This window comes from Streptomyces capoamus (assembly GCF_014654935.1).
In the GTDB taxonomy this organism is placed as follows: Bacteria; Actinomycetota; Actinomycetes; order Streptomycetales; family Streptomycetaceae; genus Streptomyces; species Streptomyces capoamus.
Window position 1 is genome coordinate 417,612 of sequence record NZ_BNBF01000003.1, and the last position, 20,455, is coordinate 438,066.

Consider the following 20,455-nt stretch of genomic DNA (forward strand, 5'->3'; position numbering starts at 1 on the left):
GAGGTCGTGGCCACCACCACAGGCCTTTTGAAGAGGTACCCGTTACGCGAGCGATCGCACGAGCTGCTCATTTCCGCACTCCGGGATCTGGGACGTACGCCAGAGGCTCTGGCCGCGTACGCCCGTCTGCAGGCGACTCTGGCCGAGGAGTTGGGAACCGGCCCGTCCAGTGCCATGCGCACCCTGCACCTCGAACTGCTGCGAGAGGGCGAGCCCGATGAGTCACCGGCGCCTCCGCCCCCACCACCCCCACGACCGGCCCAACTGCCACCCTGTCCGACGCTCTTGCTGGGTCGTGCACCGGAATTGGCAGCGATTGGGGAAAGGCTCACGGCGGAGGCGCGTCACGGCACCTCGCCAGTCGTGGTGATCAGCGGCATGGGCGGGGTCGGCAAGACCACTCTTGCCCTGAGCGCCGCCCACCGGTGGGCCTCCCGCTACCCGGACGGCCAGCTCTTCCTGCGACTGCACGGATCGGCAGCGGGGCTGGCTCCTCAAGACCCGTTGGAGTTGGTGGATGCCGTCGTACGGTCGCTGGACGCAGCATTGCCGCTCCATCGGAGCCCGGATGAGGCAGAGGCGTTCCTGAGGTCGTTGCTGGCTCAAAAGCGCGTCCTGCTCGTCCTGGACGATGCCCGTTCAGCGGCGCAAGTGCGCACACTGCTGCCGAACAACCGCCGTTGTGCCGTCATCGTCACCAGTCGGACGCGCCTCGCCGCAATCGACGATGCCGCACACGTCACTCTCGAACCCTTGGCACCTCGCGCCAGCCTCGAGATGCTCGATGCCGTGGTCGGCGCCGGTACCGTCGCCGCCGAGCCGGAAGCCGCTGCCCGCCTTGCCGAACTCTGCGGTGGCTTGCCTCTGGCCCTGCGCATCACCGCTGCGCGCCTCGCTGGTCGGCCCAGTTGGTCGGTGTCCTCTGTCGCCGAACGACTCGCTGCCGTCAACCAACGCCTGGATGAACTCGACCTGGACGACTTGAGTGTGCGCGGCACGCTTGCGGTCACCTATCAAGGGCTGACACGAATCGGTGGAGGCCTTCGCGAGCAGGAGGCAGCGCAGGCCTTTCGTTGCCTGGGGATGCTGGATCTGCCCATGTACAGCGTGCCTTTGATGGCGCGGCTCATGGACACAGCGGAAGACCGAGCGCGTAGGGCCATGGACTTACTGGTGGATGTCGCCCTGCTCAACGAAATCAGCCTCGGCTATTACGCCCCGCACGACCTCGTCCGCGACTACGCCCGAGAGAAAGCGCGAGAAGAGAACTCCCAGAGTCAGACCAGCAGAGCGATCGGGCGAGCGCTCCAGTGGTACGCCGCCATGGTCGGCCGGTCCGCGATGACGCTTCTGCCCGAGGGACCGGAGCGCCGGCGCCGTGTGCCGTACTCCTGTGATGGCGCGACCACGGTGGCCGACGAGCAGGAGGCGCTGGCGTGGTGCGACAAGGAGTTGATCAACCTTATGGCGGTCGCCAATCAGCATGCCCGGGCGCCGCTCGGCCACGAACACGTCCTGCGCCTCGCACCGGCCCTCTTCCCCTACCTCCAGCGCCGGGGACGCACCTTGGAACTGCAGCGTGTCAACGACATGGCGTTGGCGGCAGCCCGCCGCGCCCACAACGCCGCGGCCAAGGCCCAGGCGCTCGTGGACCTGGCAGCCTCCCACTTCATGCGCGGCCGCCTCGAAAGCGCGCTGTCCTGCACCGGGGACGCGGCGAAGCTCATCCGTCGTCTGGGAGACGCCGCGTGGGAACGGAAGGCGCTGGGCAACGCTGGCATGTTGCTCCAATTACTCGGTCGCAACAGCGAGTCCGTCCCCGTGTTCGAGCGCCTACTCGCCCTGGCCCGCCGTGAGGGCGATGCGCAGGGCGAAGCGGTGTACCTGAGTCGTCTCGGCAACCTCCGGGAGGCCGACAGCACACGTCTGGCCATACGGCTGCACCGCCGCAGCCTCGACATCGGCAAGCGCCTGGAAAATCCGGTGTTGCAGCAAACAGCGCACTGGAACATCGGCTATGCGCATCTCTCGCTGAACCAACCGGGTGCGGCACTTCTTCACTTCGAAGCCGGGCTGCGGCTGCTCGCCCAAGCTGGAAGCGGTGACTGGCACGTGGAGTCACAGACACGGCTCGGCGTCGTACGGGTCCTGCAGCATCTGGACCGGTACGGCCCGGCGGAGCAGAGCTGCAAGGAACTCTTGGACCTTGCCCGCAGCCGTGATGACACATACACCGAAGGCCTGGCGCATTGGGAGTACGGCAACATCTGCGCAACCTCGCGACAGCCGTCCGAGGCGCTGACCCACTGGAAGCAAGCGTGGGACGCCCTTGCCGATACGGACATACAGGGCCTGGCAGACCTCGAGGCGCTCATCGTCCGACACCAGCCATAGATCTTCGGAACCGTGCCGCCACCGCTGCATGTCCCCACCCGTTTGGACCCCACCTGTACGAGCACTGTGCCGGCGTCCTCGGCGATGCAGCGGTTTTACAGATGGGTCTGCCAGAGTCGTGATCGCACCGGACGGGAGACGCTGCAGGAATCGCTGCTCCTGTGGTGCCGCAAGTAACCGTTGCACCGTGGCTTTACGGCCAGCCCTGCCTGCCCGGCATGGCGTACGGAAGAGGGAAGAAGAGACATGAGGCGATTACTGGCAGGTTTCTCGACGGCAGTGGGCTTGGCCCTGCTCGGCTCCGGAGGTGTAGCGCATGCTGCCCCGAGCTCATCGTACGTTTCCATCGCGAACTCGTCCGGCTCCACGTACTGCGCCACTCCGCAGGGCGACAGCACGGCGAACGGGGCGATCATCACGCTCTGGCACTGCACCGGTGGCGCAAGCCAGAAATGGCATAAGGATTCACTCGGGCGGCTCGTGAACGACGCGAGCGGGAAGTGCCTGACACCCAAGGGGGACGCGTACAGCACCGACGGGACGGTTCTCACGCTGTGGACCTGCAATTCCACCGCAGCTTCCCAGAGGTGGGACATCGAGCCGCCGCCGATCACGCAGTACTACAGTGGTAAGGCCCTCACTCCCAAGGGCAACCGCATGGCGAACGGTGTCTATCTCACCCTGTGGACCTGGACGCAGTCGTCGGTCCAGGACTGGAAGTTGACCACCATCCCCACGACGTAGACAACCAGGCGCCGGCGGCTCCGCCCGTCTCCTGAAGCGGCGGACAGCGCGCGGCCTGTACACCAGCACGGCCGCGTGTGACCACCGTCCTGTAGCGCCCGCAGGATCCACCGTGGCCTGCGGCGCGAGGACATCACCGTGACCCGCCGTACCACCGAACGGCTGATGCGCGAGGAGGACCCGGCGGGCGTCATCCGCGGCCGGCGACGCACCCCGGTGCCCGAGCCGACCGCCCTGCGTCCGCCGGCTCCTGGCCAACCGACTCATCACCAGGTCCGGCCCACCCACTGGGGTTTGGGCCGGGTTCGTCCTCGACGCGTACGCCCACCTTCGATGAGATCTGCTCGACCCGCACGAACCTTTGAGGGAATCATGGACGAGTGACGTCGACCGAAGCAGCAGCAATCGCTGTCGGGAGTTCACCTCCCGGATTCACAGGCGCCACGGGCATGAGCTGCCCCTGACCGAGCGCCTCGCCGAACTCGACGACGAGTATGACACCCTGGAATATGGGCAGACTTCGGTTTCCCTGAACCCCGTGGTGGCCAGGTGGTCGGAGCGGTCGATGGCGGTGGTGACCTGACCGGATTCCCCGAGGTCGCGGCTGGTGCGGTCATTGTTGCTTGATGCGGCGCTGGCTAAGGTTTGTGTGTGGGGGACTTCGCGGTGTGGACGCTGTTGGGTGTGGTGTTCGCCGGTGCCAGCGTGGCAATGGGGCGCGAGGCTTGGCGAGTTCATGGAGTTCGTCGGCACGGCACCCGGACTACAGGCGTCGTCGTCGGCATCTGGGAAACGACGGACGGGGACGGGGACGCCCAGTTGTACCCCCAGGTCCGTTACGCGCTCGTCGAAGCCGCCCTCGACCACCGGCCGCCGCACGGGCGCCGCCGGTCCTGATCGGCCGGGTCAGCTTCTTCATCACGGTCGCGCTCGTCGCCAAGCCGGTGGCGCGGCTGTACCTCGCACAAGCGGTGCTCGCCCGGCAGTCCGGCGACACTGTGGGGTGACAGGTCAGTTCCGCACCTCGGCGGCTTAGGAAGCCCTCGATGAGCGACCAGCAGACCCCCGTCGATACCGTCCGGTAGCAGCTGGACCCCGCGGCCGCCGACCAACTTGGGGACCTTCGAAGGCCACCTGCTCCATGCGCTTCGCCCGTACCGCAGCCACCGTCTTCGCCACGCAGCTCCTCCCCGGCGCCGCCCACACTGCTGCCACGGCCGCACCACCGCACTCGCACGCGCCGGGGGAGACGCTGATCCTTCCCGGGCGCGATGCGCTCGACCAGCTGCCGGTGCGGTCAGGGACAGGGCATGGCGTTCAAAGAGCGCGCGGAACTCCGCCTCCATGGAATGCGACACGACCTGCAAGGGACACGGTCTCTGCCGATACGACCGGTGCCGCAACCCACCTCCAGGGCCCGGCTGCCGCTCCCGGGGAGGGAAAGTGCGCTGGCGAGCAGGTCCCGCTCGCGCTCACCGGCCTGCCCGCACCCACGCTTTTTTGGCCTGCGGTGCCGGACGGACTGCCGGATCTGGTCATCGAGTGGGCCGGTAATAGGCCGCCACGGGGTCGCGCGCCTCCTCATGAAGGGCCGGGCCGTCGTGCGGCACTGTCGGCCAGGCGCCCGACGGCGGGTTGAGTGCGACGAGTTGCTCGGTCGACAGCGCGTAGACGACCCGGCCGATGCCGGAACGGACGATGCCGCCCTCGCACATGCCGCACGGCTGGCAGCTGGTGTACAGGGTGGTACGGGCAGCCGTGTCCGGGTCGAGTTCGCGGGCAGCCCAGCGGGCGAGCTTCAGTTCCGGGTGGGCGGTGATGTCGTGGTCCCGGCGGACCGTGTTGTGGGCTTCCGCGAGCACGGTGCCGTCCGGTCCGGCAAGAAGGGAACCGTACGGCGCGTCGCCCAGGGTGACCGCGTGGGCGGCGATGCGGATGGCACGCCGCAGAAGGGCCTCATCGGCCGAGGTGATCATGATTGAGTGCTCCAGTGGGTGGCCACGATGGTGAGTGCCCGCCATGCCGCCTCGGGCCGGCGCGTCTCCTCCGGGTCTCCGTGGTAGGGGTCGAGTACGACGGTGTCCGCGCCCAGCAGGCGCAACTGCTCGAGATCGTCGAGGATCTGTTCGACGGTGCCGACGCCGGCTGGCCGGTCGGAGGCGTCGACCGGTGCGCTGGTGATGCGCAGGGCGATGCGGGGTGCGAACCCCGGCAGCGCGTGCCGTCGTACCACCGCGCGCATGTGGGGGAGGGGGAGCCGCAGCGGGTGCCAGGCGTCACCGAACCGCACGGCGCGCCGCAGGGCCGCCTCGCTGTGGCCGCCGACCCAGACGGGAACGTCGCCCTCCTGGCGCCCCGCGTCCCTGGCTTTCCGGAGGATGCCGAGAGTTTCGTCCGTCAGTCGACCCCGCGCGGTGAACGGCACGCCCAGCGCCTCGAATTCCTGCCGGGCCCAGCCGACGCCCACCCCGAGGACGAAGCGATGGCCGCTCAGCCGGTGGATGCCGGCAGCCATGCGGGCCACCAACAGGGGGTGCCGGTACGGCAGGACGAGCACGGTCGTGCCCAGCCGCACCGTGGTGGTGAGGCCGGCCAGCCACGACAGGGTGGTGAACGGCTCGTGGAACGGCTCCGGGTACCGCTCGGCCACGTCCGGGGTGACCGCCACGTGGTCCGACACCATGAGGACGCCGAAGCCGAGGCTCTCCGCGAGCCGCGCCCATTCACGCAGGATGCCGGGATCAGTCCCCGGGCCGAAATTCGGTACGTTGACGCCGAGTTGCATGGTCCGAGACTATTCCGGCGATCATGGCGCAGGGAACCGAAACCTCCCTGCGTAGCCGCTGCTCCTCCGTGATTTTGCTGGTACTTTCGCCGCATGGCCGTGAATCTTGACCACGTCGACTGGGCGATCATCGAACAGCTCCAGCGGGAGGCGCGCATCTCCCTCAGCGAACTGGGCCGCCGCGTGAACCTCAGCCCCTCGGCCACCACCGAACGCGTCCGCAATCTGGAGGCTTCGGGCGTCATCACCGGCTACCGTGCCGAGATCGACCTGGCCAAGGTCGGCTACCCCGTCCTCGCCGTCGTGCGCCTCAAGTACCCGGGCAACCGCCACGAACCGCTGCGCCGCCTCCTTGCCGAACGACGCGAGATCCTGGAGTGCCTGCGCACCACCGGCAACGACTGCTACACCTTGAAGGTGGCCGCGACCTCCATGGAGCATCTGGAGACCCTCATGGACGAACTCGCCGGCTTCGGCAGCACCACCACGAGCGTCGTCTACAGCCAGACCCTTTCATACCGCGGCCCCATCGCACCGAACTGACCGACGACCCGCCGTCCGTCTGTGCCCGCGTCGGCGATGGACCGGGCCCCTGCTGCCGTGTGCTCCGCGGTCGGCGACCACGCCACGAGAGACGCTCAGAGGGCACGCTCAAGGACAGGGGTGCGCCGTGCCGGACGACCGGTGGACCTGCCACCTCAGACATCCGACCGCCCCGAGGGCGCGCCGGCCGCCCCGGCCTCTTCGTCCCCGCCGAGGCCCTGGCAGGGCGTCGCCGGGCGTACGGATGGCGTACACACACCGTCCCTCACGGCCGTGATCACGGTCATAGCCCCCTGGGTGATCCGCTCCGAACGGGCCGTTGGGAGGAATTGTCCGGTGTCGGGGTTGCCTCTGACACCTCGCTCTCGTTGTCGGCAACAGGTCCAGGTGACGAGCTGATCGGGAGTGAAAAATGCGCGGTGAGCGCAAGGTCAGGGTGGCCACGCTGGTGGCCCTGGCGGCAGGCGGCATGACGTGTGTCGGGCCGGGAGTCGCCTTTGCCGACGGACAGGGCGGTGGAGCCAGCGCCAAGGGAGGCACCGGCGTGGTCGACGCCGTCCAGCAGAACACCGCCCAGGCGCACAGGCAGAACAATAACTGTGCCGACGGGAACGGCTTGCTCCGCGGTGCGACAGAGCTGATGGGTGGCGACACCCGGACACGGTGCGTGACCGGCGACGCATCCTTCAACAGGCACAACCTCACAGAGGGCCGAGGTGCCACCGCCAATGGGGGCTCCGCCACGGTGGGGACCGTCAACCAGCAGAACACGGCCCAGGAGGGCCGGCAGAACAACAGTTGCGGCAACCCCAATGACACACCCATCACCCTCATGGGCGCCCTCACGGAGAACCACTGCGCCGCACTGGACGGTTCCGCCAACGAGGACACGGCGACCCGCGGTGGCGGCGCCACCGCCAACGGCGGCTCCGGGGGAGCCTTCCTGGACCAGCAGAACACTGCGCAGGAAGGCCGGCAGAACAACAACTGCGCCGACATCGACACCGCCTTCGTCAGGCTGACCGGCGCCCAGACCGACGGCCGGTGCGTGGACCTCGACAGGTCGGTCAACAAGCACATGACGGTCACGGGCGAAGGCGCCACCGCCAACGGTGGCTCCGGGACGGCTGGTCTCGTCCAGCAGAACACCGCGCAGGAAGGCCGGCAGAACAACAACTGCGCCAACCCCATCGCCGGGATCATCCTGACCGGCAGCCAGGCAGAGGGCCACTGCCTCAACCGGGACGGTTCGGTCAACGAGAACGGCGTGATCAAGGGCGGTGGCGCCACCGCCAACGGGGGAAGCAGCCTCGACGACGACCTGCTGCAGCAGAACACCGCGCAGGAGGGACGGCAGAACAACAACTGCGCCGACCCCAACAACGTCGGAATCAACGGCAGCGGCGGCAGGGCCCGCGGCCACTGTGCCAACCATGACGACTCGCTGAACCGGGGCACTGTCGTCAAGGGCGGCGGCGCCCAGGCCAACGGCGGTTCCGGCGTCGGCTTCACCCCTCAGCAGAACACCGCGCAGGAGGGGCGGCAGAACAACAACTGCGCCGACCCCAACGGCTCCGAGATCGACATCGTCGGCGCGAGCGCCCAGGCGGACTGCACCAACCACGACGGCTCGCTCAACCAGAACACCCTGGTCAAAGGCGGCGGCGCGCAGGCCGACGGCGGCTCCGCCGCCGGCGTCCTGAGCCAGCAGAACACCGCCCAGGAAGGCCGGCAGAACAACAACTGCGCCAACCCCAACAACACGCTCCTCGCCCTGACCGGCGCCAGCAGCACGAACCGGTGCGCGACGGACGACCGGTCCGCGAACGTGGGCACCGCGGACCTCGGCGGAGGCGCCGAGGCCAACGGCGGATCCAGCCTGCTGGACCTCACCCAGCAGAACACCGCGCAGGAAGGTCGGCAGAACAACAGTTGCGGCAACCCCAACGGTCTGTCGATCACCGCCTCCGGAAGCCGGAGCAACACCGAGTGCCGGGCTGTCGACGAATCCACGAATGTCGGCACTGTCACGCGCTGACCGCCCCCGCCCCCCGATGTGCCGACGCATCCGTGGTCGTACGACCCGAACCGGTGCGTCGGCCCGGCGCGCCGCCCGCCCGGGCGCGCCACCGCGGCCACCGCCGCCCGCGGCGATGCGGCAACCCCCTTGTTCCGAGGCCCGACCGAACGGCAGGAGAGATCACGATGCGGCAGCGAGGACGACACGCGGCACCCCGCCGGTCCGGGCAGGCAGCGCGGCAGGCCGTCGCTCTGGCCTTCACCGCAGGGGCCGTCCTGGCGGCGAGCCAAGAGACGGCCGTCGCCGACATCCTGCACGGCAACCCCCTGACCGGACAGGTGAACACGGACCAGGAGGGGCAGCAGAACCTCGACTGCGGCAACTCCGCCCGACTGGTCAGACTCAACCTGGCGAAGACCACGAACCGGGAGACGGTCTGCGTCGACACCGACGGCCACACACATCGCCGGAGCGGTCATGCGGGCGGCCCGCAGGCGGTCGGGGGAACCACTCTCGGCCCCCAGACCAACACGGCACAGGCCGGAGAGCAGAACCTCGACTGCGGCAACTCCGCCGACCTGGTGACCGTCAACGTGCTGGGGACCATCAACGAGCAGACCACCTGCGCCGCCGTCGAACGCGACCACGCGCACGAGCGGGCGACATCCACGGGCCGTGCCCAGGCCCTCGGTGGGACGTCGCTGGGGCAGCAGGTCAACACCGCACAAAGCGGCAAACAGAACCTCTACTGCGGCAACTCCTCGGACACTCTCACCGTCAACGTCTTCGGGACCATCAGGAAGTACACCCGCTGCGTCGCCCTCGATGACACCCCGCGCCATGAGTCGGGCCCCGAACACCGCGGCCACGCCCTTGCCGACGCCGGCCAGGTGGCCGGCATCGGGCAGAACACCGCACAGAACGGCCGGCAGAACCAGACCTGCGGCAGTCACGGAGCCGGCCTCGACCTGCCTTTGGGTGAGACGAAACGAGACACCCACTGCACGGCCCACGACGCCTCCGCCTCCGCGAGGTAGAAGCGCCGGTCGCATGGCTGCGGGGTCGGGAACCCAACGCTGATCCGTGGCAAGCGCCTCCGCACTCCTGCACTGGCTCCGTCAGCTGCGGATCCGTTGGCAGATCCGTGACGACCCTCGGAGGCGCACTGATCGCGGTGGCCGACCTCAGACCGGCTCACGCCACGCGCGGAGATGCGCTTGGCGGAATCCTCCGACAACGGCAGGCGAGGACATCTCGGTCTGCTCCGAGGGGCGCTGCCGACGTTTTCACGTTCCGGCGTGCACGGCATGCGGCACCCGGCTCGGCTCACGCCTCCTGAGTGTCGGTCAGTTCGTTGGCGCGGTCGATCTCCGCCATGTGCTCCTCGGCCCAGTTGCGGACGGCGGCGAGCACGGTCTCGAGGGACAGCCCGAGTCCGGTGAGCCGGTAGTGCACGCTGGGCGGCACGGTGGGTTCCACCCTGCGTGCGACCAGGCCGTCCCGCACCAGGCTTCGCAGGGTCACGGACAGCATTTTTTGGGAGACGCCGGGCATCCGGCGCAGCAGCTCGGCGAAGCGCACCTCCCCAGGTGCCGCCTCCGCCAGCACCTTCACCGCCATCGACGTCCATTTGGTACCGATGCGGTCGAGCAGTCGACGGGTCGGGCACGCGGGATCGAACAGGTCGCCGCGCGGGGCGGTCGCGTCCTGGGCCTGGGAGGTCACCTGAGGCTCACCAACTGACGGGAAAGTACGGTCTGGTCGAGCCCAGGCTAGTTACCTAACGTTGTCTTGTCACCATTGGTTACTCAAGGGGCCCTTCATGAGCGTCACTCCCTTCCCCGACGTGCGGTTGCGCCGGATCACCGTCAACGGCGTCGAACTCAACGTCGCCACGGCCGGACAGGGTCCGGCCGTCCTGTTGCTGCACGGCTTCCCGCACACCTGGCGGCTGTGGTCCGCGGTCATCGGCCCGCTGGCCCGCCGGTACCGGGTGATCGCGCCGGACCTGCGGGGGTTCGGCGACAGCGAGCGACCCACCGGTGGCTACGACGCCGGGACCCTCGCCGCCGACGCCGCGGGCCTGCTGGAGACGCTCGGCGCCGGTCCGGCCGCCGTGGTCGGCATCGACCTGGGCACCCCGCCCGCCTTCCTGCTGGCTATGCGGCGGCCTGGACTGGTACGGCGGTTGGTGTTGATGGAGTCGGTGCTGGGCGAACTGCCGGGTGCCGAGATGTTCCTCGCCGGCGGCCCGCCGTGGTGGTTCGGCTTCCATGCGGAACCCGGCCTGGCGGAGACCGTACTCGCCGGGCACGAGGAGGCCTACATCGGCTGGTTCCTGGACCGCGGCACGCTCGGTCGGGGTGTACGGCCCGACCTCCGGGCGGAGTTCGTCCGCGCGTACACCGGTACCGGGGCGCTGCGCGCCGCGTTCGCCGCGTACCGGGCGCTGCCCGCCGGCGCACGGCAGATCCGGGAAGCCGTGGCCGGCGCCCGCCTCACCGTGCCCGCGCTGACCATCGGCGCCCACCCCGTGGGCCGGGCGCTGGAACAGCAACTACGGCCGTACGCCGACCAGATGACCGGACATGTGATCCCGGACTGCGGCCACATCATCCCGCTGGACCGCCCGGACGCGCTGCTGGGCCTGTTGGAACCGTTCCTCGACGCGGACGAAGGGCGGTACGGTCAGCCGGCCGGCGGAGGCACGCTCAGGAGGGACACGTCACCGACACCGCCGCCGATCTCCTCCTCCACGGGGACGACGTGATGCCTCCCGGTGCAGGCCGGCGCCCTCTGAGCAGGGGCCATGCCCAGCCGACGCTCCGCGCGTCGGCCGGGACCGGAAGCCCTAGGCGGGGTCATCACCGTCGCGCCGACCTTGCCGGATTGCCCACAAGGCGTCGTCGCGATCGCGGCGTACGGATGACGTACGGCAACCGTCCCTCACGTAGGGGGCGGCCCCATGGCTGCGCCGCCGGCCTGCGTAGCGGACTGTCCCGCCGAGGCACGTGAGGTCGCCGATCGAATGGCAGCGGTCCTGCCCATCGTCGCGGACCGGCGGCATGGGATCGACACGCTGAAGGAGCAGTGCCGCCGGCTCTACGTCATCGAGCACGGGTCGAGCGGACCGAGCCGCCGCACGACGGGGAACATTGTCTCGCGGCGGCAAACGAGGCAGATGCCCGGCACCTTGGGCATGCGTCCGGCTTCGGCGTCGGCGCGGTTAGTCGGGATCGCGCCCCGGACGAGGTGAAGCAGCCGTTCCCGGTTGTCGCCCACCTCGGCCAAGACGTCGACCCGCCAGTTCTGGTGTGGTTGGACAAGCTCGGCGAGACCGTCGGGGGTGTCCCCGCCGGAGCCGACGACCGCGCCGTAGCGAGAAAACCGGTGTCCACAGCGATGCTCGATCGGCAGAATCAGCAGGATGCCGCGTTTGCTGTGTGACCGCTGTCGATCCCCCCTCACCGCACCGGTCACCAAGGTGAAGGTGCCGCCACCCGTCCCGATGTCAGAGATCCCCGGCGTCCGGACGCGTCCGGCCCGTATGCCCCGCGGAACCTATGCCTTGGACCTTCACCCGTGCGAGTTCAGCATCGACCCTCCCGGCTTCATCGTGCACCCCCATGACGTGACCGGGACCGAGCAGCACCCCGACCTCATGCGCTCCATCAGCTGCTGCCTCGGTCCCACAGGCATCGGTGGCCCGAACCTGGTCTGCAGGGCCTGCGGAGCCGAGGTCGCCACTGTGCAAGCGGACTGCGGCACCCAGAACCAGGTGACCTTGCATCCGTCTGCGGTCTGTCTCTCCTTCTCCGAGGACTGACTGCCGGGATCCCCGCTCGGACACCTTGAACACTCCGAGCGACCTGTGGGCCCGTGCCCCCGAGCCGGAGCAGCGCGTGTCGTCGATCACCGCCGGGCCGCGTATAAGGTCGTTCGCCGACGCCTGGCGGCCACGCCGGTCCGTCGTGCACCTGGCACGGCGGGGTCCGCGTCCGTGGCACCTTTACGTGACAGGAAGACATGAGCGACGCACCCGCCGGCGAGAGCCGGCCCGAGGAGACAGCCACCGCAGAGGTCCCCGCGCTGCTGCTGCGCATGATCCCGGAATCCGCCGACTCCATCGCCGAGCTCTACGACCGCCCCGCGGAAACGGTCGTGAGGGCCGAAGACACGTGGAAGCGGCTGTACCGGCTGCTGGCCGAATGCTTCAGCACACCTGTGCTGATGCCGGAACTGGAGAGCGGCACTCCCGACACCGAGCTGCTTGGCCGGTGCTGGGACTTCGTGGAGCGCCTCGTCGCCCACCCCAGTGAACTCGTCAGCGGAGCCATCTCCTTCGAGGTGCTTGAACAACTGCTGAACGCCGAAGGGCTCGTCGAGGCCGCCTGGCCCCACATGAGGGACCGGACGCGGAGGGCGACCCTGCGCATGCTGGACGGCTACGACGTACGGCTCGCCGGCATCAACCGCCGCTGAGCCGCCGCCCCGAGCACGCCGCCGGGGCGAGCCGTCCTCACGCAGGGGTCAGCAGGCCCGGGCTCGATCAGCGGATCAGCGGTGGCGGCCAGCATGTGGGCCAGCTCCTCGTCGGTCTCCTCGGCCGCCGCAGACGGTGCGCCATCCGGCGCCGCTCGCGGCGGCTTCCCGACCGCCGCCCGGATGCTGCGCCGGGCCGCTGAGCTGTCTACTGACCTGCCCGAGGCGGCGGGGGGAGGCTCACCGATGCGGCGCGGGCGTGCTGGGAGGCCGGTCGGACCGGTTTTGGGTCACCTGGTTCCGGCCTGAAGGCGGAGACCTGACAGAGTCAGCTCCAGCGCGGCGAGGAACTGGTCCCTGTCGTCGTGGCCCGCGAATTCGTCGGCGATCTGCTGCACGAACGGGAATTCGGCGCCGTCGAGCGACCGCCACTGCTCGACGAAGCGGCCGAGGTACGCGTCGCGGTCCACGTGGCCGTCGAGCACTTCCTGCGGGGCCTCCACGCCCAGGTCGGCGGCCGTGCCGACGACGACGCCCGTGACCGCCGACACCGCATGGAAACGCTGCCGCGGCGTGAGGTCGAGGCGGAGGGTCTGCTGGCCGAGCTTCTCGTACAGCCGCAGCGAGTTGCCCTGCACGTCGGTGTTGCGCATGAAGTACGCCGACAGCCAGGGCCGGTCGACGATCGCGTCGAACAGCGTGATGGCCATCGCACGGAGGTCGGCGATCGGGTCGTCGCTCTCCGGCTGCGCCTCGACGAGGGCCAGGACCCCGCCGATCGCGTGGTCGGTGGCGCGGTCGAGCAGTTCCTCCTTGTTGGAGACGTACCAGTAGATGGTGCCGACGCCGGTGCCGAGACGGGCGGCGAGCGCGCGGAACGTCAGTGCCGGTGCGCCCGCCTCGTCGAGGAGGGCCACGGCGGCGCTCAGGACCGCCTCCAGCGAGTGCGAACCGCGTTTGCGCCCGCGGGGAGAGCCTTCGGTGGAGAGTGCGCGCGGGCCTGTCATGGCATCCATCCAATCACAGCTTGCCTCAGCATCGAACGCCGTTCTAGCATCGAACCTCGTTCCACTATCGAACGTCGTTCGTTACGGCGTTCAGAGAGGCCGGTCATGACCGCCGTCACTGATTCCGTTGCACCTTCGAGCCGTACCTATCCGTCGCTGCGCGCGGCCTGGATCCCCCTGGCCGCACTCTGCCTGGCCTTCTTCGTCGAGATGGTCGACAACACGCTGCTCTCGATCGCGCTGCCCACGATCGGCCGCGACCTCGGCAGCGGCACCACCGCCCTGCAGTGGGTCACCGGCGCCTACTCGCTGACCTTCGGCGGCCTCCTCCTCACGGCAGGGTCGCTCGCCGACCGGCTCGGGCGACGGCGCGTGCTGCTCGTCGGCCTCGCCGCGTTCGGGCTGCTCAGCCTCTGCGTCGTCGCTGTCGACTCCGCAGGGCAACTCATCGCGCTGCGCGCCGGGCTCGGCATCGCCGCAGCCGCCATGGCGCCCATCACCAACTCCCTCGTCTTCCGGCTCTTCGGCGACCAGGCGCTGCGCATGCGCGCGATGACCGTGATGATCGTCGTCGGCATGTCCGGCTTCGTCCTCGGCCCGCTGCTGGGCGGCACGGCCCTCGCCCACGTGCGCTGGGAGTGGCTGCTCGTGGTCAACGCGCCGATCGCGCTGATCGCGGCCATCGGCGTGCGCCTCGGGGTGGCCGCCGACCGGCCCGAGGACCTGACCAAGGACCGGCTCGATCTGCCGGGCGCCGTCCTGAGCGTCCTGACCATCGGCCTGGCCTGCTACTCCCTGACCAGCGGCGTCGAGCACGGCTGGCTCTCCACGACCACCGTCGCGTCGATCCTCGGCACCGTGGCCGCGGGCGTCGCGTTCGTGTGGCACGAGCGCCGCAGTGCCGCGCCCATGCTCGACCTCAAGATCTTCTCCAGCGGCACCGTCCGCGGCGCGGCCATCGCCCAGATCGGCACGTCCATCGCGATGGCCGGCGTGATGTTCGGGCTGATACTCCACTTCCAGTACGCCTACGGATGGAGCCCCGTGCGAGCGGGCCTCGCGAACCTGCCGATCATCGTGACCATGATCGTCGCGACGCCGCTGTCGGAATGGCTCGGCAAGCGGTTCGGGCACCGGGTCGCCTGCCTGGTCGGCGCGGCCTGTCTGGCCGCTGCCCTGGCCGGCCTCGCCTGGGGCGTCTACCACGGGTACACGGCCATCGCCGTCTGCATGGTCGTGATGACGATCGGGCTGCGCACCGTGATGACGATCTGCGCGATCGCCCTGGTCGACGCGATGCCGGCCAACCGCACATCGATCGGCACCGCCCTCAACGACACCGCCCAGGAGGTCGGGACCAGCGTCGGCACCGCCGTCGTCGGCACCCTGATCGCGGCACTCGTCACCACCCAACTGCCCGCGGGCGTCTGGAGCGGCGACCTCGTGCGGTCCTTCTTCCACGGCGAGCGGATCACGTACGCCGTACTCGCAGTGATCGTCGGTCTGATCGCCACAGGCGGTGCGCTCACGCTCACCGACTCCCACTCGGTCGAGGAGCCGGCCTGAACCATCGCGGCCGGGGCCGGTCAAACGAGACGTACGGCCGGACGCCTGTGGCGTGGCGCGATCCCGACCACGGCTCCGCTCGGGCGTGTCCGAAGTGACACATAATTCGAACAGGCGATCTAATACGGGTATGGACGTGACCGACTTCCCCGACGACCTGGTGCAGACGCAAGCCGCCTGGAACGCCACCTACCAAGCGCTCGCCGCGCCCGGCCCCCGCGATACCACCGCCCTGCGCCGCCGCCTGCTGCTCCTGTCCGTACGGCTGTGGTGGCACCCCTACTGGGAGACCGTCCCCTCGGCGCCGGCGGCACGGTGCGAACTGCGTCACCTCACCAGCGCCGATGGAGCCGTCCGGGCCGCATGACCGGCCGCCCCGGTCGGCCTGAAGCTATTGCCGCGATCGGACTGCTGGCATCCCTGTTGCGGCTGCTCTGCCCACGTCCCCTTGGCTGGTGTGAAGGAGGAAGGGACGGGCGGGGGAGGGCGGCGGGGCCGCGACCGGGGATCGGGGCGCATTCAGCCGTTTGCGCGTCGGCCGGCGCCTGCAGCGCTGCCGCTGGGTCTCCCAAAGCGACGCAACGCGGCGGGCTCCATAGGGGACGGGCTCGGGTGCGCAGTGGACACGACCCCGGCCCGCATACGGCCTCACCGGCCGGTTGGCCGCCAAGACCGGCTTAGAGGTCATCTCGATAGGAGGGGTGGTCCATCGAGAGCCCTGCGCAGGTGACGGCCACGTCGTATCTGGGTGCGGTGATGCTGCACCGTGGGGCGCGGCTGGTGGACCATGGATGGGTGAGGGTCTTCGGCAGCCCGTTGGGCGGGGCGGTGCCGAGCCTGGCGCATGACGTACTGGGTGGCGTCTGCGCTCTCAACGGGGCAGGTCCTGGGCCGTGTGAACCGGTCACCTGGTTCAGTCGGCGGAAACAGATCGAGGCAGCGGCGATTCCGGCGAAGGCCAGGAACTGTTCGGCCTGGTGCTCGTAGCGGCGGTGCAGGCGGCGGCAGCCGGCCGGCCACGTCACCGTTCGTTCCACGGTCCGAGGGTGACGGCCCAGCCGCTGAGTGCACTTAACACCCCTGCGGGCGCGAATCGATCGCGCACCGCGACCAGTCGAGCTCACACCGGGCCCCGGGTTCATCCAGCACCAGGCGGTGGAGCTTGCCGCAGACCCGAGCCCGGCTCCACTCGGTGAATCACCGGTGCGCACACGAAAACAATGGGGCGGCGTGGTGAATCCCGATGGTGAACGTGCTCAGTTGATGATGCACTGACTACGGATTCTCGCCAGTCCGCAACGGACGGTCGACAGCGTCAGACGGCCGGGCGCTTTTCATGCCACCTGGATGACAACCTTGCCCGAGGTGTGACCGCTCTCGACGGTGGCGAGGGCGGCCGGGGCGTCGGAGAGCGGATGGACCGCGGTGATTACGGGTGCGAGGAGTCCGTCGAGGGCCAGTCGGGCCGACCGCTCCAGGTTCACGCGATCGACGCGACGCTCGACGAAACGCCCACCGACATCGGGCACAGACATGTCACCCACAGCGATGACGTTGCGGGGATCCCGCGCCAGTGGAGCGACCGTCCGCAACGAGGTGCCTCCGGCCAGGTCGACGATCCCGTCGAAGCCGTCCGGAACCAGCTCGCGTGCCGTGGCAACGACGTCCTCGGCGGTGTAGTCGATGAACTGCACGCCGATGGCCTCGGCGTGCTCGCGTTTGGCGGTACTTGCGGTGCCGATCACACGCAGTGCGCGCCCGACAGCCAGCCGGGCGACGGCGAGGCCTACGCCGCCCCCGACTCCGTTGACCAGGACCGTGGCACCGGCCGGGAGGCCGAGCTGGTCGAGCACGTCCACCGCGGTCGTCCCGGCCACTGGCAGCGTTGCCGCCACGGTCGCGGACAGGCCCTCGGGAATGCGCGCGGTGTTGGGCGCGGACAGCACCGTCGTCTCGGCGTAGGTGCCGCCACCGGTGAGTGCGAAGCCGAAGACCGCGTCACCTACCTCAAGCCCGTTGACGTCCTCGCCCCGGGCGAGAACGGTTCCGGCTGCCTCCATGCCCAGCACGCGGGGAAACGGACGCCCGCCGTCGAACCCGTCGACCAGACCCGAGCGCAGAAGGTGGTCGAGGGGATTCACGCCTGCGACGTCGACCCGGATCAGCACCTCACCGCGACCGGGAGCGGGATCGGGACGATCGAACAACTCCTGCACCTCAGGCCCGCCGTACCTGCCGAAACCCCACGCCTGCCCCATCTTCCGCCGCCTCTCGTCTGACCGCCCCGGTGATTCCGGGCGTCGTCGCCATCCTCACCTCTGCCATTGATGTGAGGGGCAACCGGCTGAGATGCGGATCACAGCATCAGGCAGACGGTGACACCGGTTCCGGGACCGTGGACAGCTCCGCCCGGTGTCGGCTGTTGGCCCTGATCAGCACGTCGAGTGCATCCCGGGTCTCGATCAGGTGCGCGATGTCGGCATCGATCCGGTCGCGCTCGCGCATCATCGCCGTGAACGTCTCCTCCGCGACGCCCAGGTCACCGGGGACGTCCACACACGGCAGCACAGTCGCGATCACCCTGCTGGACATACCCGCGTCGAACAACTGCCGGATGAGCGACACACGCTGGACCGCACCATCGGAATAGTGACGCTGCCCCGCGCCGGAGCGTGAGCTGGTCAGCAGGCCCTGCTCTTCGTAGTACCGCAGTGAGCGCGGACTAACGCCCGTGCGCTTGGACAACTCGCCTATCCGCATCCTTGAAAGCCTACGCCCGCGTGCTCCAGGTTCAGTTCAGACCGCCGTCGAGCCATGGACGTTCGCGGACACCCCACGGGCGCAGAGTTGTCCTCCCGGTCCCACGACTGAGCACGTTCGTCTGTACACGCCTGAGCACTTTTCTCGGTACGCCCGCCAACGACACCTTCGACCGCTTGGAGGCGAACGTATCGCCTCACGCGCCGTCTCCAGCCCGTCCGGCCAGGTGAACAGAACCAGGGCCCGGCCCTGCAGGCCCGCCAGCTCCGACCGACGCGACCCGACGAAATCAGCAGCGCTCAGAGGCTCGACAACGCCCCTACAGGACACGCCTCGAGTGCACGCCGACAGCGACACCGTACTCCCCGCCACGAGCGGATCCGGCTCACCGGCCCGGCCGGCCCATCTCCGAGACGCCGGCCGCCACGCGTTGGGCGACCCGGAGCCGCGCCTCCGGCACCCCCTACCGCCCAACCTGGCGCTGTCCCGCGGGCCCATTTCTTCCCACACCCTCGCCGTGACGTCCACCCCGCAGCCGCGTTCCACCCCACGGTCCAGTCGCCGCCACAGGAGACCCGATAATCCCCAACAGCGCATTCCCCGATACCAAAGCGCCCAGAACGAGCCTGACGCAGTTCGTGATCGGCGACGGGGGCGCCGACCGCGACGCCACGCATTCATCGACGGGGCGACCGGCCGGACCGGTACCTGGCGGTCTTCCAAGGCATTGTGACCGCCGGAGCAGCCGTGACGCCTGTCAACCACCTTCACACCAGCGAGGAGACAGCCCACCAGCTGCGCTACACGCTGCCTCAGGACGCGGGGGAGGGCCGCGGGCGGGGTTCCTTGGGGAGGCCGAGGAGCATCTCACCGATGACAAGTGCGCCGGTGGGCGGCGGCCACCGGCGATGCGCACGCCGCGAGCCTCGCCGTGCTGGCAGTCGGCGACGCCGCCGATGCGGCGAGCGCCGACAATCTGCAGACACACGGCGGCATGGGCTTCACCTGGGAGGCGAGCGCGCACGTCCCGCTCAAGCCAGCCCGGACCAGGCGCGCACTGCTCTGAACGTCCGCCCGGCAACTGGACGGCATCGCGGACCATCTCCTCGAGGCCCGGCCCCGGGTCTCCGGCCGGCCCGAGGTCAGTCCGCGGCTGTCGTCGGCTCGTCCAGCTTGAACCGCCGCCGGATGGCCGGATGGCCGAGCAGTTTCGTCGGGTAGCCGGGGCCCGGGCGTGGGGTGACGTCCTCCCAGGCGAGCGGCTCCTTGCAATGGGAGCACACCACTTCGCCGTGGACGTCGTGGCCACAGGGTTCGTGCCGGGTGATCACCGGCGGTCCCGCCTCGTCCGACAGCCACCTGTCGCCCCAGCTGGTCAAAGCGAGGATCACGCCGTAGAAGTCGCGGCCGGACTCGGTCAGCAGATACTCGTGGCGGACCGGTTGGGTCTCGTACACGCGTTTCTCCAGCAGTCCCGCCTCCACCAGTCTGCGCAACCGCTCCGACAAGGTGTTGCGGGCGATGCCCAGCTCCTGCTGGAACTCGTCGAACCGGCGGATCCCGTAGAAGGCCTCCCTCAGCACCAGGGGGGTCCACCAGTCCCCGAGCAGGTCCATGGTCCGGGCCACCGAGCAGGGCCAGTTCGCGAACGACGTACGCCTCATGCCCTCAATGGTACGAGTCTTTCAATGAAACTCAGCAGGAAGCAGGGGGGTGAAAGCTTGCGCCAGTGAGTCTCTTTAAGCAACTATGCAGGTGTCTGAGGGAAGGAGTGCAAGGTATGGAGTGGACGGGACAGGTCTACGCGGACATGCCCACCGTCTCCGCGGAGATGTACGTCGACGCACCGCCGGAACGCCTGTGGGGATATGTGAGTGATATCCATCTGATGCCCGAGCTGAGCGCCGAGCTTCAGCACGTCGAGTGGCTCGACGGCGCTACCGGCCCGCGGGCCGGCAGTCGGTTCCTCGGGCGCAGCACCCACCCCGCACTGGGCAACTGGCAGACGATCAGCACGGTCGTGGACTGCGAGGAGCCACAGCGTTTCGCGTGGGCCGTGGGCGACCCCGACCACCCGATGAGCATGTGGCGGTTCACGCTGCACCCGCAGGGGACGGGCACTGTGCTGGAGCAGTGGGCGCAACTGGGGCCGGC

Annotated in this window: 21 protein-coding genes and 1 pseudogene; 13 read left to right on the top strand and 9 right to left on the bottom strand. The window is 69.3% G+C overall.

What is annotated here, in order from left to right; all coding sequences use genetic code 11:
* Positions 1–6: 6 nt before the first annotated feature.
* From IE312_RS07825 to IE312_RS44720, 3 genes are all read left to right on the top strand, one after another.
* Positions 7–2,394, top strand: coding sequence for a BTAD domain-containing putative transcriptional regulator (locus IE312_RS07825; RefSeq protein WP_368859999.1), 2,388 nt, complete (start codon positions 7–9; stop codon positions 2,392–2,394).
* 246 nt (positions 2,395–2,640) lie between these two features.
* Positions 2,641–3,138, top strand: coding sequence for an RICIN domain-containing protein (locus IE312_RS07830; protein ID WP_189979617.1), 498 nt, complete (start codon positions 2,641–2,643; stop codon positions 3,136–3,138).
* 105 nt (positions 3,139–3,243) lie between these two features.
* Positions 3,244–3,522 (top strand): hypothetical protein, encoded by a 279-nt coding sequence (locus IE312_RS44720; protein WP_502266963.1) that lies wholly within the window; start codon positions 3,244–3,246, stop codon positions 3,520–3,522.
* A gap of 1,151 nt (positions 3,523–4,673) precedes the next feature.
* Here the strand turns inward: IE312_RS44720 and IE312_RS07835 are convergent.
* Positions 4,674–5,114, bottom strand: a complete 441-nt coding sequence (locus tag IE312_RS07835; protein ID WP_189979619.1) for a nucleoside deaminase — start codon at positions 5,112–5,114, stop codon at positions 4,674–4,676.
* Entirely contained in the window at positions 5,111–5,923 is an 813-nt protein-coding gene (locus tag IE312_RS07840; RefSeq protein ID WP_189979621.1) for an LLM class flavin-dependent oxidoreductase, read from the bottom strand. The genes IE312_RS07835 and IE312_RS07840 overlap by 4 nt, the downstream gene beginning before the upstream one ends.
* 93 nt (positions 5,924–6,016) lie before the next feature.
* Between IE312_RS07840 and IE312_RS07845 the strand changes: the two genes are divergently transcribed.
* The 3 genes from IE312_RS07845 to IE312_RS07855 all read left to right on the top strand — a co-directional run bounded on the left by IE312_RS07845 (position 6,017) and on the right by IE312_RS07855 (position 9,523).
* Entirely contained in the window at positions 6,017–6,466 is a 450-nt protein-coding gene (locus tag IE312_RS07845) for an Lrp/AsnC family transcriptional regulator (protein WP_189979623.1), read from the top strand.
* 667 nt (positions 6,467–7,133) lie between these two features.
* Entirely contained in the window at positions 7,134–8,504 is a 1,371-nt protein-coding gene (locus IE312_RS07850) for a hypothetical protein (protein WP_189979625.1), read from the top strand.
* A gap of 167 nt (positions 8,505–8,671) precedes the next feature.
* On the top strand, positions 8,672–9,523 hold the full coding sequence (locus tag IE312_RS07855) for a hypothetical protein (RefSeq protein WP_189979627.1): 852 nt from the start codon (positions 8,672–8,674) through the stop codon (positions 9,521–9,523).
* A 289-nt stretch (positions 9,524–9,812) separates the two neighbouring features.
* Here the strand turns inward: IE312_RS07855 and IE312_RS07860 are convergent, their stop codons facing one another.
* Positions 9,813–10,211, bottom strand: a complete 399-nt coding sequence (locus IE312_RS07860; RefSeq protein WP_189979629.1) for a winged helix-turn-helix transcriptional regulator — start codon at positions 10,209–10,211, stop codon at positions 9,813–9,815.
* Between the two features lie 97 nt (positions 10,212–10,308).
* Between IE312_RS07860 and IE312_RS07865 the strand changes: the two genes are divergently transcribed.
* A complete protein-coding gene (locus IE312_RS07865) occupies positions 10,309–11,256 on the top strand; it encodes an alpha/beta fold hydrolase (RefSeq protein WP_189979631.1) in 948 nt (315 codons plus the stop codon).
* A 332-nt stretch (positions 11,257–11,588) separates the two neighbouring features.
* Here the strand turns inward: IE312_RS07865 and IE312_RS07870 are convergent, their stop codons facing one another.
* Positions 11,589–11,966 (bottom strand): hypothetical protein, encoded by a 378-nt coding sequence (locus IE312_RS07870; protein ID WP_189979633.1) that lies wholly within the window; start codon positions 11,964–11,966, stop codon positions 11,589–11,591.
* 546 nt (positions 11,967–12,512) lie between these two features.
* On the opposite strand from IE312_RS07870, the gene IE312_RS07875 reads away from it, so the two are divergent.
* Complete coding sequence (locus tag IE312_RS07875; RefSeq protein ID WP_189979635.1) at positions 12,513–12,968, top strand: hypothetical protein; 456 nt, start codon at positions 12,513–12,515, stop codon at positions 12,966–12,968.
* Positions 12,969–13,258: 290 nt separating this feature from the next.
* Here IE312_RS07875 and IE312_RS07880 read toward each other — a convergent pair whose 3' ends face one another.
* On the bottom strand, positions 13,259–13,909 hold the full coding sequence (locus tag IE312_RS07880; RefSeq protein WP_189979784.1) for a TetR/AcrR family transcriptional regulator: 651 nt from the start codon (positions 13,907–13,909) through the stop codon (positions 13,259–13,261).
* A 171-nt stretch (positions 13,910–14,080) separates the two neighbouring features.
* Here IE312_RS07880 and IE312_RS07885 point away from each other — a divergent pair, with 171 nt between their 5' ends.
* From IE312_RS07885 to IE312_RS07895, 3 genes are all read left to right on the top strand, one after another.
* Entirely contained in the window at positions 14,081–15,541 is a 1,461-nt protein-coding gene (locus IE312_RS07885; protein WP_189979637.1) for an MFS transporter, read from the top strand.
* 130 nt (positions 15,542–15,671) lie between these two features.
* On the top strand, positions 15,672–15,908 hold the full coding sequence (locus IE312_RS07890; RefSeq protein WP_189979639.1) for a DUF8825 domain-containing protein: 237 nt from the start codon (positions 15,672–15,674) through the stop codon (positions 15,906–15,908).
* Positions 15,909–16,267: 359 nt separating this feature from the next.
* On the top strand, positions 16,268–16,528 hold the full coding sequence (locus tag IE312_RS07895; RefSeq protein WP_268254295.1) for a DUF2625 family protein: 261 nt from the start codon (positions 16,268–16,270) through the stop codon (positions 16,526–16,528).
* On the opposite strand, the pseudogene IE312_RS07900 reads toward IE312_RS07895, so the two are convergent.
* The 3 genes and pseudogenes from IE312_RS07900 to IE312_RS07910 form a co-directional block, all read right to left on the bottom strand.
* Positions 16,456–16,738 (bottom strand): annotated as a pseudogene (locus IE312_RS07900) (hypothetical protein); the annotation flags it as partial. The gene IE312_RS07895 and the pseudogene IE312_RS07900 sit on opposite strands and share 73 nt — an antisense overlap.
* 137 nt (positions 16,739–16,875) lie before the next feature.
* Positions 16,876–17,757, bottom strand: coding sequence for an NADP-dependent oxidoreductase (locus tag IE312_RS07905; RefSeq protein WP_229899275.1), 882 nt, complete (start codon positions 17,755–17,757; stop codon positions 16,876–16,878).
* A 148-nt stretch (positions 17,758–17,905) separates the two neighbouring features.
* Positions 17,906–18,301: a MerR family transcriptional regulator gene (locus IE312_RS07910; protein WP_189979643.1), complete on the bottom strand. Its 396-nt coding sequence runs from the start codon at positions 18,299–18,301 to the stop codon at positions 17,906–17,908.
* Between the two features lie 880 nt (positions 18,302–19,181).
* Here IE312_RS07910 and IE312_RS07915 point away from each other — a divergent pair.
* Positions 19,182–19,367: a hypothetical protein gene (locus IE312_RS07915; protein ID WP_189979646.1), complete on the top strand. Its 186-nt coding sequence runs from the start codon at positions 19,182–19,184 to the stop codon at positions 19,365–19,367.
* Positions 19,368–19,443: 76 nt separating this feature from the next.
* Here the strand turns inward: IE312_RS07915 and IE312_RS07920 are convergent, their stop codons facing one another.
* Positions 19,444–19,965 carry a winged helix-turn-helix transcriptional regulator gene (locus tag IE312_RS07920; RefSeq protein ID WP_189979648.1) on the bottom strand — a complete coding sequence of 174 codons (522 nt, stop codon included), beginning with the start codon at positions 19,963–19,965 and terminating at the stop codon, positions 19,444–19,446.
* Positions 19,966–20,081: 116 nt separating this feature from the next.
* Between IE312_RS07920 and IE312_RS07925 the strand changes: the two genes are divergently transcribed.
* A partial coding sequence (locus IE312_RS07925) for an SRPBCC family protein (RefSeq protein ID WP_229899277.1) occupies positions 20,082–20,455 on the top strand: 374 nt, incomplete at its 3' end.